Here is a 14480-nt window from a genome sequence, read left to right as displayed (position 1 = left end):
GTTATCCGCGGGCCTGCTTTACCAATCCGGCGATCACGTCGCGCACCGACATGCCTTCGGCACGGGCGGCGAAATTCAATGCCATGCGATGTTCGAGAACCGGTTCCGCCAGCGCATAGACATCGTCGAGCGACGGGGCGAGGCGGCCTTGATAAAGGGCACGGGCGCGGGCGGTGAGCATCAGCGACTGGCCGGCGCGCGGGCCGGGACCCCAGGCGACATGCCGGTCGGTATCGGCATTGCCGTGGCCGGGGCGGGCGGAGCGGACGAGCGACAGGATCGCGTCGACCACCTTGTCCGAGACCGGCATCTGGCGGATCAGCATCTGGATTTCCTGCAGGCGGACGCTGTCGATGACGCCGCGGGGCTTGGCCTCGGCAAGACCGGTGGTGCCGAGCAGGATCTGCCGTTCGGCATCGAGATCTGGATAAAGGACATCGACCTGGAGCAGGAAGCGGTCGAGCTGGGCTTCGGGCAGCGGATATGTGCCTTCCTGTTCCAGCGGGTTCTGGGTGGCCAGAACATGGAACGGGGCGGGGAGATCGAAACGCTGGCCGGCGACCGTGATGTGATATTCCTGCATGGACTGCAGGAGCGCCGACTGGGTGCGCGGCGAGGCGCGGTTGATTTCGTCGGCCATCAGAAGCTGGGCGAAGATCGGTCCCTTGATGAAGCGGAAGGAGCGGCGGCCGGTTTCGTCCGTGTCCATGACTTCGGAGCCGAGGATATCCGACGGCATCAGGTCGGGAGTGAACTGGATACGGTTGGAATCGAGCCCGAGAACCGTGCCGAGTGTGGTAACGAGCTTTGTCTTGGCGAGGCCCGGAACGCCGACGAGCAGGGCATGGCCGCCGGAGAGGACCGCGAGAAGCGTGTTTTCCACCACCCGTTCCTGGCCGAAAATGACTTTCGCGATTTCCTCGCGGACGGCGGCAATATCGGCCAGCGCCTTTTCGGCAGCTGCGACGATTGCCTTATCGTCAAGAACGGCCTCGGTTGGATTCATCACGCCCATGTCGTTCTCCATAATCAAGGTCGATATTCATACGCCGGTCGGGTGCCTGCCCTCAGCACGAGTCGTCGCACCGCAGCAAGTACATTAGCCTCAGAAACTATTACCCGAAATAAGGCTGACAAGCTCGTTCCGAATGACTATCTCGTGAGGAATGATCGCGACGGTCAACGATTAATTTCGAACCGGGACTGAATAATGGCAGCAGAGACGATAAATTCGGCGCCCGACGCCGCCGGCCTTGCGGCCATGATTTCGCGCGCTGCCGAGCAATCGGGCGACAAAAACCGTGGATTGCCGCCGGTGACCAAGTGGAATCCGCCTTTCTGCGGCGATCTCGACATGGAAATTCGGGCCGATGGCACGTGGTTCTACATGGGGACGCCGATCGGCCGGGCTCCGCTGGTGCGGCTGTTTTCCACCGTTTTGCGCAAGGACGAGGACGGCAGAACTTATCTCGTCACGCCTGTGGAAAAGGTCGGTATTCGTGTCGTCGATGCGCCTTTTGTGGCGGTCGAGATGCAGGTGGGAGAGCGAAACAGCGCTCCGCTCATCACATTTCGCACCAATGTCGGGGATGTGGTCGACGTCGATGTGGTTCATCCGCTGCGGTTCGAGACAGTTGGCGAAGAGCGGCAGCTGAAGCCCTATGTGCTTGTTCGCGGACGACTGGAAGCGCTGGTATCGCGGGCGATGATGTATGAACTGGTCGCGCTTGGGGAGACGGTCACGATCGACGGGACCGAGATGTTCGCTGTCCGGTCCGGGGGCGAGGTTTTTCCGGTCATGCGTGCGGATGAACTGGAGCGGCTGTCATCATGAGTGATCTGACTATGGATGAGACGGCACCGTTTTCCGCCGGAGAATTTCGCCGCCGCGCGCTGCATCAGAGCGGCAGGCCGCTCGATGCGGCCTGGGGTGATCACGGCGATCATCGGCTCAATCCGCAATTCGTGCAGTCGGCGCGCGACCTCAAGCTGCGCGATGCCGCGGTGCTGGTGCCGGTCGTCGATGATGGCGACGAGGCAAAAATCATCCTGACGCAGCGGACGGCGAGCCTTCGCAAACATTCCGGCCAGATCGCCTTTCCGGGCGGGGCTGTCGATCCCGAAGATGCTTCGCCGGAACAGGCAGCGCTGCGCGAGGCGCGCGAGGAGATCGGGCTTGATCCGCGTTTTGTCGAACCGTTGGCGCGGCTGCCGAACTATTATGCCCCTTCGGGGTTTCGCATCACGCCGGTGCTTTCCGTGGTCAGGCGCGGTTTCGAGCTGACGCTCAACCCGACCGAGGTGGACGACGTGTTCGAGGTGCCGCTGTCATTTCTGATGAACGCGGCGAACCATCAGCAGGGCAGCCGCCAGTTCAACGGCACCGAGCGGCATTTCTACCTGATGCCTTACGAGGACCGGAATATATGGGGGGTTACCGCCGGTATCCTCCGCACGCTTTATGAAAGGCTTTATGCATGACTTCTGTGGCTAGCGAGACCTGGTTTCAGGATGCGGCCCTGCAACGCGTGATGGCGTTGCTGAATTCCGATGGCGGTGAGGCGCGGGTCGCGGGCGGTGCCGTGCGCAATGCCCTGATGGGGCTCGCCGTTGCCGATGTCGATATCGCGACGACGCTGCGGCCCGAAATGGTGGTCGAACGGGCAAAGGCTGCCGGTATCAAGGCCGTTCCGACGGGTATCGAGCATGGAACGGTGACGCTGGTCGTCGATGGCCGCGGTTTCGAGGTGACGACGCTGAGGCGCGATATCGAGACCAACGGACGCCATGCCGTGGTCGAGTTCGGCACCGACTGGAAGGCGGATGCGGAGCGGCGCGATCTGACCATCAACGCGCTTTATGCGGATGCCAAAGGCGAGGTGATCGATCTCGTCGAGGGGCTGAAGGATATCGAGACGCGCACGGTGCGCTTTATCGGCGATGCCAGCCAACGTATCGCGGAGGATCATCTTCGCATCCTGCGGTTCTTCCGTTTCTTTGCCTATTACGGTTCGGGTCGGCCGGATGCGGATGGCTTGCGCGCCTGCGCACGCGCCAAGGACATGCTTTCGAGCCTTTCGGCCGAGCGTGTCTGGACCGAAACTAAGAAGCTGCTCGGTGCGCCGGATCCTTCGCGGGCGCTCTTGTGGATGCGGCAGGCGGGCGTCCTGACGGCAATCCTGCCGGAGACGGACAAATGGGGCATCGACGGCATTCATGCTCTCGTCGCTGCGGAACGGGCGCTCGGCTGGAAGCCCGAGCCGCTATTGCGGCTGGCGGCAATCGTGCCGCCGGATGTCGAGCGGCTGGCGGCGCTTTCAAAGCGCCTGAGGCTGTCGAACGCGGATGCGCTGAAGCTGCAGCAATGGGCAGCGACGCCGACACCACCGGACGAGGTGACGGATGTCGGTTTTGCGCGGTTACTTTATCGCAATGAACGGCAGGGGATGATTTTTCGGCTCAAGCTTGCGCTTGCATCGGTTCGGGCGGCAGCCGAGGAGGACCCTGTGGCGATGCGCAAGAGCGCGAGGCTTTCTCAGCTTCTATCCAAGACGGAAAAGTACCAGAAGCCGGTCTTTCCGCTTTCGGGGGGCGATGTGATCGCTGCCGGCGTTCCTGCTGGAAAACGGGTTGGCGAGATCCTGAAAGAGCTTGAGGATTTCTGGATCAGCCGCAACTTTTTGCCCGAGCGGCCCGAACTGGCCGCCCGGTTGGCGGAGATAGCCAGCGAACAGAGCTAACCGCAAAGCCTTCAAGCAGATCATCGCAGCAAAATCGCTGCACCGTTTTGCGCAGCCTGCTTCAAGCTGGCGCGATCGCCTCGTTGCGGATACGTGCCTTGATATTTTCCACCATGTTTTCGCGGATTATCTGTTCACCGTGATCGTTTCGCATATGCGCGACGGCGCGGCGCACGATCTCCGCGTCTTCTTCCGCGCGCGTGTGCCATTGGCAGCCGGGCACAAGCGTGCCGCATTCAAAAAGCCGCATGGCTTTACCTCCCTATGATTGATGTCGGCCGCCCGCATCGGGCGACCGAGAATAAACCGTCAGAAAGCGCTGAGGTTCCGAGGAAATGTCCCTGGTCGCGTCAAGGATCAGAGCTAATCCCGGATGGCCCAGGACTGGAAAACCGAACCCGCTGGCGGGTTGACGGGCATCGACGGGTTCTCATGGGTTGCCGATGCATCCGGCTTGAAGCTGGCCAACTGGCGCTTCACCTGCGCAATACAATAGGAAAGCGGGAGTTCTCCCCCGCTTTTTACCCGCATCTCCGTTGCAAGACGGTCAATGAGCTCGGACTTGCTTGGTGCTTTGGAGTTTGCGTCGCCTTCAACGGGGGCGACGGATCGAGGCATGCTATTCGATGCAGTCATCGGATACTCCTCCCAGTGTATATTCACAAACTAACACCGGGAGAGACGATTCGTGTATGACATTTATCAAATGTACGATGCCGTACGAAAAAAAGTTCGTGAGCGATCGTGATCAGGCTGGCTGTGGTTACGGCCAGCGCACCGCCGGTGGCAGGGAAGAGAGGATCGATTCCACATTACCGCCCGTCTTCAGTCCGAAGATTGTGCCGCGGTCGTAGAGCAGGTTGAATTCCACATAACGGCCCCGGCGTACCAGCTGTTCGTCACGCTGTTCTTCCGTCCAAGGGTTGTTGAAATTAGCCCGAACGATGCGCGGATAAACGAGGTTGAAGGCGCGTCCGACATCCTGAACAAAGGCGAAATCGGCATTCCAGCCGCCCTTGTCTTCCGAGGACTGCAGCCAGTCGAAAAAGATGCCGCCGATGCCACGTGGTTCGTTGCGGTGTTTCAAGAAGAAATACTCGTCGCACCATGCCTTGTAGCGCGGGTAATCAGCGACGGCCTCATGGCGTTTGCAGGTGATCTCCATGGCGCGATGGAAGAGCTGGGTATCCGGGTCTTCCTGCGTGCGGCGGTCGTTCAGCATCGGGGTGAGATCGGCGCCGCCGCCGAACCAGTTGCTGGAGGTCACGACCATGCGAGTGTTCATGTGAACGGTCGGCACATTGGGGTTGACCGGATGGGCAATCAGCGAAATGCCGGACGCCCAAAAACGCGGGTCTTCCTCCGCACCGGGGATCTGGTTGCGGAAGTCCGGTGAAAATTCGCCATGGACGGTGGAGGTGTGGACGCCGACTTTTTCGAAGACGCGGCCTTCCATCATCGACATGCGGCCGCCGCCGCCTTCACCTTCATGGCGCAGCCAGTCTTTGCCAACGAATGCGCCGGGGGGCTGGTCCGAAAGGGAGCCTGTCAATTCGCGCTCAAGCGCTTCGAACGAGGCGCAGATCGTATCGCGCAGGTTCTCGAACCACGCACGGGCTGCCTGCTTCTTATCTTCTATGTCCTCGGGCAGGCCTTTCGGCAGGTTCGGTCGTTCCATCATGCGTCCTCTCGTCATTGTGCGGTCGATTCGGCTCCTCTTTCCCCGCCATACCAGCTATGGCTCTAATGGGCCATTCTACCAACCATTTCGCGGCTTCCCATCCATCGAAAATCGGACTCGCAAAATGTGCGAACCACGCCTATCTTCGTAATTAGCAAGGTGCGGATGAGAGGCTTTCATGGCGAAATTCACACCACCGCCGCTTGACGGCTTGAAGCGGCGTATCGACCGCCACCGGCAACATTTGGCCGGCCAGCGATCCGGCATGTTCGTGCGTGAAACCTACCAGATGTCGCGAACCGACGCGCGCGAAAAGGCGCGGGAATGGTTTGAAGAATTTCCCAAGGCTGCCTACTGGACCGAGGTGGAAAGCTGGCGGCAACTGGAGGGTGACCAGATCGAGTTCACCATGCGGCGCCTGCCGACGGCGGATTGATCCCTCAGCCTTGTTCCAGCAAAATTTCAAGACCGTTTTTCCGCCTGTCTCAGTCTGCTTTCGATGAGCGAGCCACTTTCGTCCAGTATGGGATGAGCAACCGAGACGATGTGGGCGTTGATGCGTTTAAGGTCGCGCAGCATGTCGAGATGTATCGAACTCGTCTGCATGCTTTCGAGCCTGCCTGTTCTCAGGCGTTCGAGATGACTTTCCGCGGAGCGTTTTTCCAGCCGGCGCACGTCCACCTTTATCTCCATCAGTCGCCTTGCGAGGTTGACGTCGCCGGTGACGAAGACAGTCTGGGCAGTGCGCAGATTGTCGATCGTGAGGTCGAAGAGATCGGCCAGTTCCTTATAGCCGTCGTCGGAGAATTTAAGACCTTTCTCGATCTTTTTGCTGAGCTGATCGCAAAGACCTTTCTCGATGATGTCGCCCATATGTTCGAGGTTGATCGCGTAATCGATGATCGCGATCGAGCGCCTGGCATTATCGTCGTCCAGCCCCTTTTGTCCGAGTTTGGACAGGTAGATTTTCACGTCCTGCTGCAGCCTGTCTACACGGCCTTCTAAGAGGGCAATCTCCTTCAATGGCGAGAGGTCATTGTGATTGAAGGCATTTTCTGTGCGGATCAGCATGCGTTCGATCTGATCGCCGACTCCCAATACTTCACGCGTCGCATTGGCGAGTGCGCGGACAGGATCATCCAGTTCGTCCAGATCGAGGAATTGTGGGCCTGTTTCCTTCTCCGGCTCGTCAGGGATCAGGCGGGTCATGAGATCCGAGATCAGGCCGCCGAAAGGCCAGGCGATAATTGCCAGAAGAAGGTTGAAGGCGAGGTGGGCGTCGACCGGGAGTTTTTCCGGCGAGATCGGTAATGTCTGCAGAAGATCAGCGGCTATCCCGGCAAGTGGGAGAGCAAGAGCGCAGCCGATGGCGCGGACAAGAAGGTTACCGCGCGTGATGCGGCGCGCTTCGGGCGGGCTGGTCAGCGTAGCGACGACCGGAGGGATCGCGCCGCCGAGATTTGCCCCGAGAATGAGAACAACGATCAGTCCCGGCGAGGCGATGCCGCTCGATGCCAGCGACAGGACCAGAATGACGATCGCGAGGCTTGAGGAGGAGACGAAGGCGAGAGCGGCGGAGAAGAGGAGGGCGACCAGCCAGCTGAAATCGAGCAGGTTTAGAAATGCAGCAAGTGCTGGCGATTGCCGCATCGGTTCGGTCGCCAGGCCAAGAACCTGGAGCGACAGAAGCATGAGGCCGATACCGATCAGCGCGGTGCCGAGTCCTTTTCGAGCAGCGGAGCCGTTGCGCAACAAAATCACTCCGACGAGCAGCAGCAGCGGTGCAAAGACCTCGGTCCCTGCCGCGACCAGCCAGGCGGTGACGGCCGTGCCGATATTGGCGCCGAGCAGCACGATCTGCGCCATGCGCGGATTGACCAGACCGCGTTCGGCAAAGGAAGCTGTCATCAGCGCGGTGGCGGTGGAGCTTTGCAGGGCGATCGTTGCAACGAGGCCGGAGAGGAGCGAGCGGGGACCGCTTCTCGTGCTGTTGGCAAGCCCGGTTCTCAGCCGAGCGCCAAAGGCGCGGGTCACACCTTCCTTAACTTGCGCAAGGCCGAAGAGAAGTAGTGCGACCGCACCCAGAATGTTGATGACGACGAGCGTCGATTGCACTCCAAACTCCCGAAATGATCATGGAAAACAGAGGGCGATTCCGTTGCCGGCTAATGAATGATAGGCCTTTTCCGCTCGTGATCAAGCCACCGCGCGCGACAGATTTCATGGTTTTCGCGAAGCGCCTATGGTTGCCAGGATGTCTGGCGCAGGGCTTCTCCCGCAATCATCGCAGCGGACATCGCCACATTGATGGAGCGTTGCCCTTCCACCATCGGGATCAGGATACGGCCTTCGACCGCATCGTGAACGTTTTCCGGCACACCGGCGCTTTCGCGGCCGAAAAGCAGGATGTCGTTCTGGCGATAGGCAAATTGTGTGTATGGCTCGGGCGATTTCGTCGTTGCGAGCACCAGCCTGCGGCCGCTCGACCTGCGCCATTCGTCGAACTGGGCCCAGTTGACATGGCGGGTGAGGGAGACTGCCGACAGATAGTCCATCCCGGCGCGCTTCAGGTTGCGATCGGAAATGTCGAAACCTGCGGGCTCGATGATATCGACGCCAAGACCCAAGCAGGCGGCGAGGCGTAGAATGGTGCCGGTATTGCCGGGAATGTCGGGCTGATAGAGTGCGATGCGCAGGTCGGTCATGCCGCCTGATTAGCGGAGATGATACTAGCCACTCAAGTCCTTTCAGTCATTCTGGCGCGGTGATGTGGCCGATTTGGTCTTTTCAATTTTGCCGCGAGCGTGTAGAAGAGCCGCGTGTTTAACGCCCATTCTGGAGGCCTACATGGATATGACCGTGCTCTCGCGCCTCCGTCAGTCGGATATTCGTCTGGCCTGAGGCGTTTCGCGGTTCACGCAAAGTCTCTTCTTCACTGATCCGCTTTTTCTGATCCGTTCGTGGCCGCTGCAGGCCATGCCTGATTTTTCTCTTAGGCCTTGCCGGGTAGACGTTTTCGCCCCAGGACTGCCTGAGAGACGTCCGTCTGTCGGAGCCTATTGATGTTTTCGTGGTTTGAACGCCGTCTCAATCCTTATCCTGACGACCAGCCGACATTGCCGCCCAAGGGGCTTTTTGCATTCTGCTGGCATTATACCAAGCCAGCCTGGCCGTGGCTGCTTTTGCTTGGTAGCTGCTCGCTGATCATCGCCGTGGCGGAAGTGCTGCTTTATCAATTCCTCGGCAATATCGTCGACTGGTTGGCCGCGGCCGATCGCCAGACCTTCCTGAGCGATGAGGGCGGCAAGCTGATCTGGATGGCTGTGCTGGTGCTTGTCGGCCTGCCGCTTGCCGGGGCCGTCCACACGGTGACCATGCACCAGGTGCTTGCCGGCAATTACCCGATGATCGCGCGCTGGCAGATGCACCGCTTCCTGCTGCGGCACTCGATGGCCTTCTTCGCCAACGAATTTGCCGGCCGCGTGTCGACCAAGGTGATGCAGACCTCGCTTGCCGTGCGCGAAGCGACGATGAAGATCATCGACGTCTTCGTTTACGCGATCGGCTTTTTCGTCTCGATGCTGGCGCTGGTTGTTGCTGTCGAGTGGCGGCTTGTGCTGCCGCTGATCCTCTGGTTCGTGCTTTACGTTCTGATCCTGCGCTACTTCATTCCGAGGCTGCGCAAGCTTTCCAGCGAGCAGGCCGATGCACGCTCGATGATGACCGGGCGGATCGTCGACAGTTATACGAATATCGGAACCGTAAAGCTGTTTTCTCATGCGGGGCGTGAGGAAAGCTATGCCAGGGAGGGGATGAGCGAGTTTCTCGGTACGGTGCATCGGCAGATGCGCCAGATCAGTCTCTTGAACATCTTCGTCGACCTGAACAACGCACTCACCGTGTTTGCCGTTGCCGGTCTCGGGATCTGGCTGTGGATGGGTGGCGGCGTCAGCGTCGGTTCGATCGCGGTTGCCATCGGTCTTGCGATGCGCATCAACGGCATGTCGCAATGGATCATGTGGGAAGTGACCGCGCTCTTCGAAGCGATCGGTACCGTCTATGACGGCATGAACATGATGACCAAGCCGCATGACGTGACGGATGCCAACGGGGCTCGCGCGCTGGCGACGAAGAAGGGCCATATCCATTACGATGGCGTCCGCTTCCATTACGGGAAGAGCAAGGGCGTGATCGACGGGTTGACGCTCGATATCGCTGCCGGCCAAAAGGTCGGTTTGGTCGGTCGCTCGGGCGCCGGCAAGACGACGTTGATGAACCTGCTTCTGCGCTTCTACGATCTGGAAGGCGGCAGGATCACCATCGACGGGCAGGACGTTTCTGCGGTAACGCAGGACAGTTTGCGCGGCATGATCGGCGTGGTGACGCAGGACACCTCGCTGCTGCATCGTTCGATCCGCGACAACATCGCCTATGGCCGTCCGGATGCAACCGATGCCGAGATCATCCAGGCGGCAAAACGAGCGAATGCCTTCGAGTTCATCGAAGGCTTGTCCGACCTGCAGGGGCGCACCGGTCTCGACGCGCATGTGGGTGAGCGGGGCGTGAAGCTTTCCGGCGGCCAGCGACAGCGAATCGCAATTGCCCGCGTGTTCCTCAAGGATGCGCCGATCCTGGTGCTCGACGAGGCGACATCGGCGCTCGATTCGGAAGTCGAGGCTGCGATCCAGGAAAACCTGTTTGCGCTGATGGAGGGCAAGACGGTGATCGCGATCGCGCATCGGCTGTCGACGCTGACCGAAATGGATCGCCTGATCGTGCTGGACAAGGGGCGGATCGTGGAGACCGGAACCCATGAACAACTGGCCTCGGGCGGCGGGATCTATGCCGATCTCTGGCACCGTCAGTCCGGCGGTTTCCTGGGCGATCAATTGACTGAAGACGAGGCGGCGGAGTAATCCGCCGTTTCCTTTTTATATGGCACGCAGGTGACGCCGCTGCGACGTAATGCGTAAGGACAAATACGCGCCCAGTTCTTTTTAGGGGTATTCGTTGTCGCACTTTTTTCGATGCTATCAATTAGCATCGGCTGGTAAGCCTTTGTTTATCTGTAACTGTCAGGGATGCATACGGTGCATGGCACCATTGCGTATTCTTGATGGTTTGAGACGATGAACACGATAAAAATCAAATTTCTTCTTCCCGCCCTTTTCGGTATCACCGTTCTCATCCTTATCGTTCAGGGCGCATTGGGCATGCGATCGGTCGCCCAGATCGAGACGCAGGCGGACACGATCGGCCGCCGCATGGAGCGCGCGCTCCTGATCGCCAACATGGACCGTGTGCTGTCAGATGTCCGGCAGCTATATCTGATGACGCTTGCCGCGCCGAACGCCGCCGAGAAAAAGCAGATGATCGAGCGGCTTCAGGCGGCCAACAAGGTGCGTGCCGAAGCTTTCGACAACTACGAGCAGGGCATCACCATCCCGGCTGCGAAGGAAAAATACGCAGCCCTGCAGAAGCTCGTCGCCGATTACGATGCCATGGGCGCCCAGTTCATACAGTTGATCAGCACGTCGCGGATTTATGAAGCCAGAGATATGATCGCCCAGATGGTGCCGAAGGGCGCCGAGGCCAGCGATGTGCTCAAGGGTCTGATTGATGACAACAAGGTTCGCAGCGTCGAAGACGGCCGGATCACCAAGGAGATGGCGCAGTTCGTCTATGTCTCGACGATCATCGGCGTTCTCTTTGCCGTTGCTATCGCCATCGGCGCAGCCATGCTCAGCCTTTTCCGCGTGACGCGTCCGATTACGGAGATCACCGATTCCATGCAGTCTCTGGCTGCGGGCAACAACCAGATCACCATTCCTTATGCCGGTCGCGCGGATGAAATCGGCGACATGGCAGCTGCCGTTGCCGTTTTCCGCGACAATGCGCTGGAGCGGGTTCGTCTTGAGGAACAAACCGAAGCCAACCGCTCGATGGGCGAGCGCGAACGGATCGCCAACGAGGAGCGCAAGGCGCGCGAGGCGGCTGATGTGTCGTTCGCCGTCGACGCCCTCGCCAGCGGGCTGAAGAAGCTTTCCGATGGCGACATGACTGTTCGGCTGGACCAGCAGTTTGCAGAGCAGCTCGATCAGCTGCGCGTCAACTTCAATGAATCTGTCGGCAAGCTGCAGACGACATTGCGTTCCGTCGGTGACAATGCGCGGATGATCGATGCGGGTGCGAATGAAATCCGTTCGGCGGCTGACGATCTTTCCAAGCGGACCGAGCAGCAGGCGGCTTCCGTCGAGCAGACGGCTGCGGCACTGGAAGAGGTAACGACGGCGGTCAAGGATTCGGCTGTGCGTGCGGGTGAAGCGGGCAAATTGGTTGACCAGACGCGTGTCGGCGCCGAGCGTTCCGGCGAGGTCGTTCGACAGGCAGTTGCCGCGATGGAAGCGATCGAGCAGTCCTCGGCAGAAATCGGCAATATCGTTGGCGTCATCGATGAAATTGCCTTCCAGACGAACCTGCTTGCTCTCAATGCCGGTGTCGAGGCGGCCCGTGCTGGTGAAGCGGGCAAGGGCTTTGCCGTTGTCGCGCAGGAAGTCCGCGAGCTTGCCCAGCGCTCGGCCAATGCCGCTCGCGAGATCAAGGGCCTCATCACCAAGTCCGGCGAGAAGGTACGCGATGGCGTGACGCTGGTGGGCGAGACCGGCAAGGCGCTGGAGACGATCGTTTCCGAAGTGCAGCGGATCAACACCAATGTCGGCTCGATCGTCGTTTCGGCACGGGAACAGTCCACTGGTCTTTCCGAGATCAGCACCTCGGTTCACCATATGGACCAGGGCACACAGCAGAATGCTGCGATGGTGGAGCAGACGACGGCTGCAAGCCACAGCCTTGCGACCCAGGCAGCGGCGCTGACCGAATTGCTGGCGCAGTTCAATCTGGGTGAAGGTACGAGGATGGCAGGAACTGCTCCACGTGCCGCAACGACTGCATCGCGCCCTGCTTCGTCACCGGCCCGTGCGCTCGGTGCCAAGATCGCCTCGGCCTTCGGCGGCGGTTCTTCGGCTGCGGCGGTGAAGCAGGAATGGTCGGAATTCTAAGTTCCACCTGACAAAATCTGAACAGACGGCGGCTTCGGCCGCCGTTTGCGTGTCCGGCTCTCGGATATCCTTGCCGAAATGTAATCTCGGTGCCCTTTGCCGCATTGCGGAACCGGCATATATCCGTTGCCATGGCCATCACCCAGTTCTTCCGCTTTTTCGAGACACGTATTAGCCCCTTTGCAGAAAAGGGGGATCTGCGGCCGCCGGAAGGAACGATTGCCTTCATCTGGTTCTATGTACGGCAGGCCAAGACGCCATTCCTCGCCATGTTGGTTCTCGGCGGGCTGACGGCTGCAATCGAGGCGGCACTATTCTGGTTTGTCGGCCGTCTCGTCGATATTCTGGCCAGCATCGATCGCGCGCAGGGATGGGACGGTCTTCTGGCCGTGCATGGCTGGGAACTGGGCGGGATGCTGGTGCTGATTGGCGCCATACGCTTCCTGGTGACGTTGGCAACCGCGCTTGTCGATCAGCAGATCATCACGCCGGGGTTTTATAATCTGGTTCGCTGGCAGTCCTACCAGCATGTGGCGCGGCAATCCCTGTCCTTCTTCCAGAACGATTTTGCCGGGCGGATCGTGACAAAGGTCTGGTCGGGCGGGCAGGCGGCGGGCGACCTCGTGACCTCGCTGATGGAAAGTGTCTGGTTCGTCTGCATCTATTCGGTGTCGATGCTGATGCTGGTCGGCGGGCTCGACTGGCGGCTGGCGGTGTTGGTGCTAGCCTGGGTGGCGATCTTTACTGCGCTCGCACGTTATTTCGTGCCGCGTATCCGCTACCATTCGAAGGAGACGGCGGAGGCTGCCTCGATGCTATCGGGCCGGATGGTCGACGCCTATAGCAATATCCAGACGCTGCGCCTGTTCGGTCGCGATGAGGCGAATGACCGCTACATGCGAGAGGGGTTCAACACGTTCCAGTCGACGACGCTGATGTTTACCCGGTTCATCACCGGCGTTCGGGCATCTATGGCGCTGCTGTCGGGTGTGATGATCACGTCGATGGCGGCGCTCTGCATTCATCTCTGGCTGCAGGGCAATATCAGCTCCGGTGCGGTCGCTTTCACGCTGGCACTGGTGCTGCGACTGAATTTCCTGCTTGGTCGCCTGATGACGCAGTTCAACGGGATCATGCGCAATTTCGGCACGGTACAAAACGCGGCAGAGCTGATTTCTCAGCCAATCGGGTTGACCGATGTGCCCAGCGCGCAGGCGCTCAAGGTCGAGCGGCCGCAGATCCGGTTCAATGACGTCAGCTTCCACTACGGAAAGGAAAAAGGTGTCATCGATCATCTGGATCTGACCGTTCGTGCCGGCGAAAAGGTCGGCATTATCGGGCGTTCGGGAGCGGGTAAGTCGACGCTCGTTAATCTGCTCTTGCGATTCTACGACCTGGAAGGCGGCCAGATCGAGATCGATGGCCAGGATATTTCCAAAGTCAGCCAGGAAACGCTGAGAGCGCAGATAGGCATGGTCACTCAGGACACGTCGCTGCTGCATCGGTCGATCCGCGACAACATTCTTTTCGGCCGTCCGGATGCAACGGACGCGCAACTGCTCGCCGCGGCCGAGAAGGCGCAGGCCGACGAGTTCATCTGCAATCTGGTGGACCAGCGCGGGCGCAGAGGTTTCGATGCGCATGTGGGCGAGCGTGGCGTCAAGCTTTCGGGCGGGCAGCGCCAGAGGATCGCGATTGCCCGCGTCATGCTCAAGGATGCGCCGATCCTCATTCTCGACGAGGCGACCTCGGCGCTTGATTCAGAGGTCGAGGCTGCGATCCAGGCCAGCCTCGACGGTCTTATGCAGGGCAAGACAGTGCTTGCCATTGCCCATCGCTTATCAACGATTGCGATGCTCGACCGCCTGATCGTGATGGACAAGGGGCGGATCGTGGAAGAAGGGACGCATAGCGAACTGGTTTCCGCAGGCGGCCTTTATTCCGAACTCTGGTCACGGCAGACAGGCGGCTTTCTTGCCGCCGATGCCGCACAATAGGTCT

Annotated in this window: 13 protein-coding genes; 7 read left to right on the top strand and 6 right to left on the bottom strand. The window is 59.9% G+C overall.

Going from position 1 to position 14480, the window contains the following annotated elements; translation table 11 throughout:
* Position 1: 1 nt before the first annotated feature.
* Positions 2–1015 (bottom strand): AAA family ATPase, encoded by a 1014-nt coding sequence (locus tag HNQ72_RS04165; protein ID WP_183989789.1) that lies wholly within the window; start codon positions 1013–1015, stop codon positions 2–4.
* Between the two features lie 195 nt (positions 1016–1210).
* On the opposite strand from HNQ72_RS04165, the gene HNQ72_RS04160 reads away from it, so the two are divergent.
* Genes HNQ72_RS04160 through HNQ72_RS04150 form a run of 3 tightly spaced genes read left to right on the top strand, consistent with a single transcriptional unit; the run spans position 1211 to position 3740 of the window.
* Entirely contained in the window at positions 1211–1834 is a 624-nt protein-coding gene (locus HNQ72_RS04160) for a DUF1285 domain-containing protein (protein WP_183989787.1), read from the top strand.
* Positions 1831–2481 (top strand): CoA pyrophosphatase, encoded by a 651-nt coding sequence (locus tag HNQ72_RS04155; protein WP_183989785.1) that lies wholly within the window; start codon positions 1831–1833, stop codon positions 2479–2481. Before HNQ72_RS04160 ends, HNQ72_RS04155 begins: the two co-directional genes overlap by 4 nt.
* Positions 2478–3740, top strand: coding sequence for a CCA tRNA nucleotidyltransferase (locus HNQ72_RS04150; protein ID WP_183989784.1), 1263 nt, complete (start codon positions 2478–2480; stop codon positions 3738–3740). Before HNQ72_RS04155 ends, HNQ72_RS04150 begins: the two co-directional genes overlap by 4 nt.
* 61 nt (positions 3741–3801) lie before the next feature.
* Here HNQ72_RS04150 and HNQ72_RS04145 read toward each other — a convergent pair whose 3' ends face one another.
* The 3 genes from HNQ72_RS04145 to hemF form a co-directional block, all read right to left on the bottom strand.
* On the bottom strand, positions 3802–3990 hold the full coding sequence (locus tag HNQ72_RS04145; RefSeq protein ID WP_183989782.1) for a DUF1059 domain-containing protein: 189 nt from the start codon (positions 3988–3990) through the stop codon (positions 3802–3804).
* Between the two features lie 113 nt (positions 3991–4103).
* The gene (locus HNQ72_RS04140) at positions 4104–4376 is read right to left on the bottom strand and encodes a hypothetical protein (RefSeq protein WP_183989780.1); all 273 of its coding nucleotides are present in this window, start codon (positions 4374–4376) and stop codon (positions 4104–4106) included.
* 127 nt (positions 4377–4503) lie between these two features.
* Positions 4504–5418 carry an oxygen-dependent coproporphyrinogen oxidase gene (gene hemF, locus HNQ72_RS04135; protein ID WP_183991294.1) on the bottom strand — a complete coding sequence of 305 codons (915 nt, stop codon included), beginning with the start codon at positions 5416–5418 and terminating at the stop codon, positions 4504–4506.
* A gap of 181 nt (positions 5419–5599) precedes the next feature.
* Here hemF and HNQ72_RS04130 point away from each other — a divergent pair, with 181 nt between their 5' ends.
* A complete protein-coding gene (locus tag HNQ72_RS04130) occupies positions 5600–5857 on the top strand; it encodes a hypothetical protein (protein ID WP_183989778.1) in 258 nt (85 codons plus the stop codon).
* Positions 5858–5883: 26 nt separating this feature from the next.
* Here the strand turns inward: HNQ72_RS04130 and HNQ72_RS04125 are convergent, their stop codons facing one another.
* Entirely contained in the window at positions 5884–7536 is a 1653-nt protein-coding gene (locus HNQ72_RS04125; protein WP_183989776.1) for a Na/Pi cotransporter family protein, read from the bottom strand.
* A 125-nt stretch (positions 7537–7661) separates the two neighbouring features.
* Positions 7662–8126 (bottom strand): tRNA (cytidine(34)-2'-O)-methyltransferase, encoded by a 465-nt coding sequence (locus HNQ72_RS04120; protein WP_183989774.1) that lies wholly within the window; start codon positions 8124–8126, stop codon positions 7662–7664.
* Positions 8127–8483: 357 nt separating this feature from the next.
* Between HNQ72_RS04120 and HNQ72_RS04115 the strand changes: the two genes are divergently transcribed.
* The 3 genes from HNQ72_RS04115 (at position 8484) to HNQ72_RS04105 (ending at position 14476) form a co-directional block, all read left to right on the top strand.
* Positions 8484–10337 (top strand): ABC transporter ATP-binding protein, encoded by a 1854-nt coding sequence (locus HNQ72_RS04115; protein ID WP_183989772.1) that lies wholly within the window; start codon positions 8484–8486, stop codon positions 10335–10337.
* A 213-nt stretch (positions 10338–10550) separates the two neighbouring features.
* Complete coding sequence (locus HNQ72_RS04110) at positions 10551–12479, top strand: HAMP domain-containing methyl-accepting chemotaxis protein (protein ID WP_183989770.1); 1929 nt, start codon at positions 10551–10553, stop codon at positions 12477–12479.
* A 131-nt stretch (positions 12480–12610) separates the two neighbouring features.
* Positions 12611–14476: an ABC transporter ATP-binding protein gene (locus HNQ72_RS04105; protein WP_183989768.1), complete on the top strand. Its 1866-nt coding sequence runs from the start codon at positions 12611–12613 to the stop codon at positions 14474–14476.
* Positions 14477–14480 lie beyond the last annotated feature (4 nt).

The sequence above is a fragment of the Aliirhizobium wenxiniae genome (assembly GCF_014201355.1).
Lineage (GTDB): Bacteria > Pseudomonadota > Alphaproteobacteria > Rhizobiales > Rhizobiaceae > Neorhizobium > Neorhizobium wenxiniae.
Note: the sequence above shows the minus strand (reverse complement) of the source record. Positions and strands in the feature narration are given on the sequence as shown.

Bases quoted from the DNA above. Each gene is read 5' to 3' on its own strand.
- HNQ72_RS04155 (WP_183989785.1), top strand. From the start codon at position 1,831: ATGAGTGATCTGACTATGGATGAGACGGCACCGTTTTCCGCCGGAGAA.
- HNQ72_RS04145 (WP_183989782.1), bottom strand. From the start codon at position 3,990: ATGCGGCTTTTTGAATGCGGCACGCTTGTGCCCGGCTGCCAATGGCAC.
- HNQ72_RS04120 (WP_183989774.1), bottom strand. From the start codon at position 8,126: ATGACCGACCTGCGCATCGCACTCTATCAGCCCGACATTCCCGGCAAT.
- HNQ72_RS04165 (WP_183989789.1), bottom strand. From the start codon at position 1,015: ATGGGCGTGATGAATCCAACCGAGGCCGTTCTTGACGATAAGGCAATC.
- HNQ72_RS04105 (WP_183989768.1), top strand. From the start codon at position 12,611: ATGGCCATCACCCAGTTCTTCCGCTTTTTCGAGACACGTATTAGCCCC.
- HNQ72_RS04160 (WP_183989787.1), top strand. From the start codon at position 1,211: ATGGCAGCAGAGACGATAAATTCGGCGCCCGACGCCGCCGGCCTTGCG.
- HNQ72_RS04140 (WP_183989780.1), bottom strand. From the start codon at position 4,376: ATGACTGCATCGAATAGCATGCCTCGATCCGTCGCCCCCGTTGAAGGC.
- hemF (WP_183991294.1), bottom strand. From the start codon at position 5,418: ATGGAACGACCGAACCTGCCGAAAGGCCTGCCCGAGGACATAGAAGAT.
- HNQ72_RS04110 (WP_183989770.1), top strand. From the start codon at position 10,551: ATGAACACGATAAAAATCAAATTTCTTCTTCCCGCCCTTTTCGGTATC.
- HNQ72_RS04130 (WP_183989778.1), top strand. From the start codon at position 5,600: ATGGCGAAATTCACACCACCGCCGCTTGACGGCTTGAAGCGGCGTATC.
- HNQ72_RS04115 (WP_183989772.1), top strand. From the start codon at position 8,484: ATGTTTTCGTGGTTTGAACGCCGTCTCAATCCTTATCCTGACGACCAG.
- HNQ72_RS04150 (WP_183989784.1), top strand. From the start codon at position 2,478: ATGACTTCTGTGGCTAGCGAGACCTGGTTTCAGGATGCGGCCCTGCAA.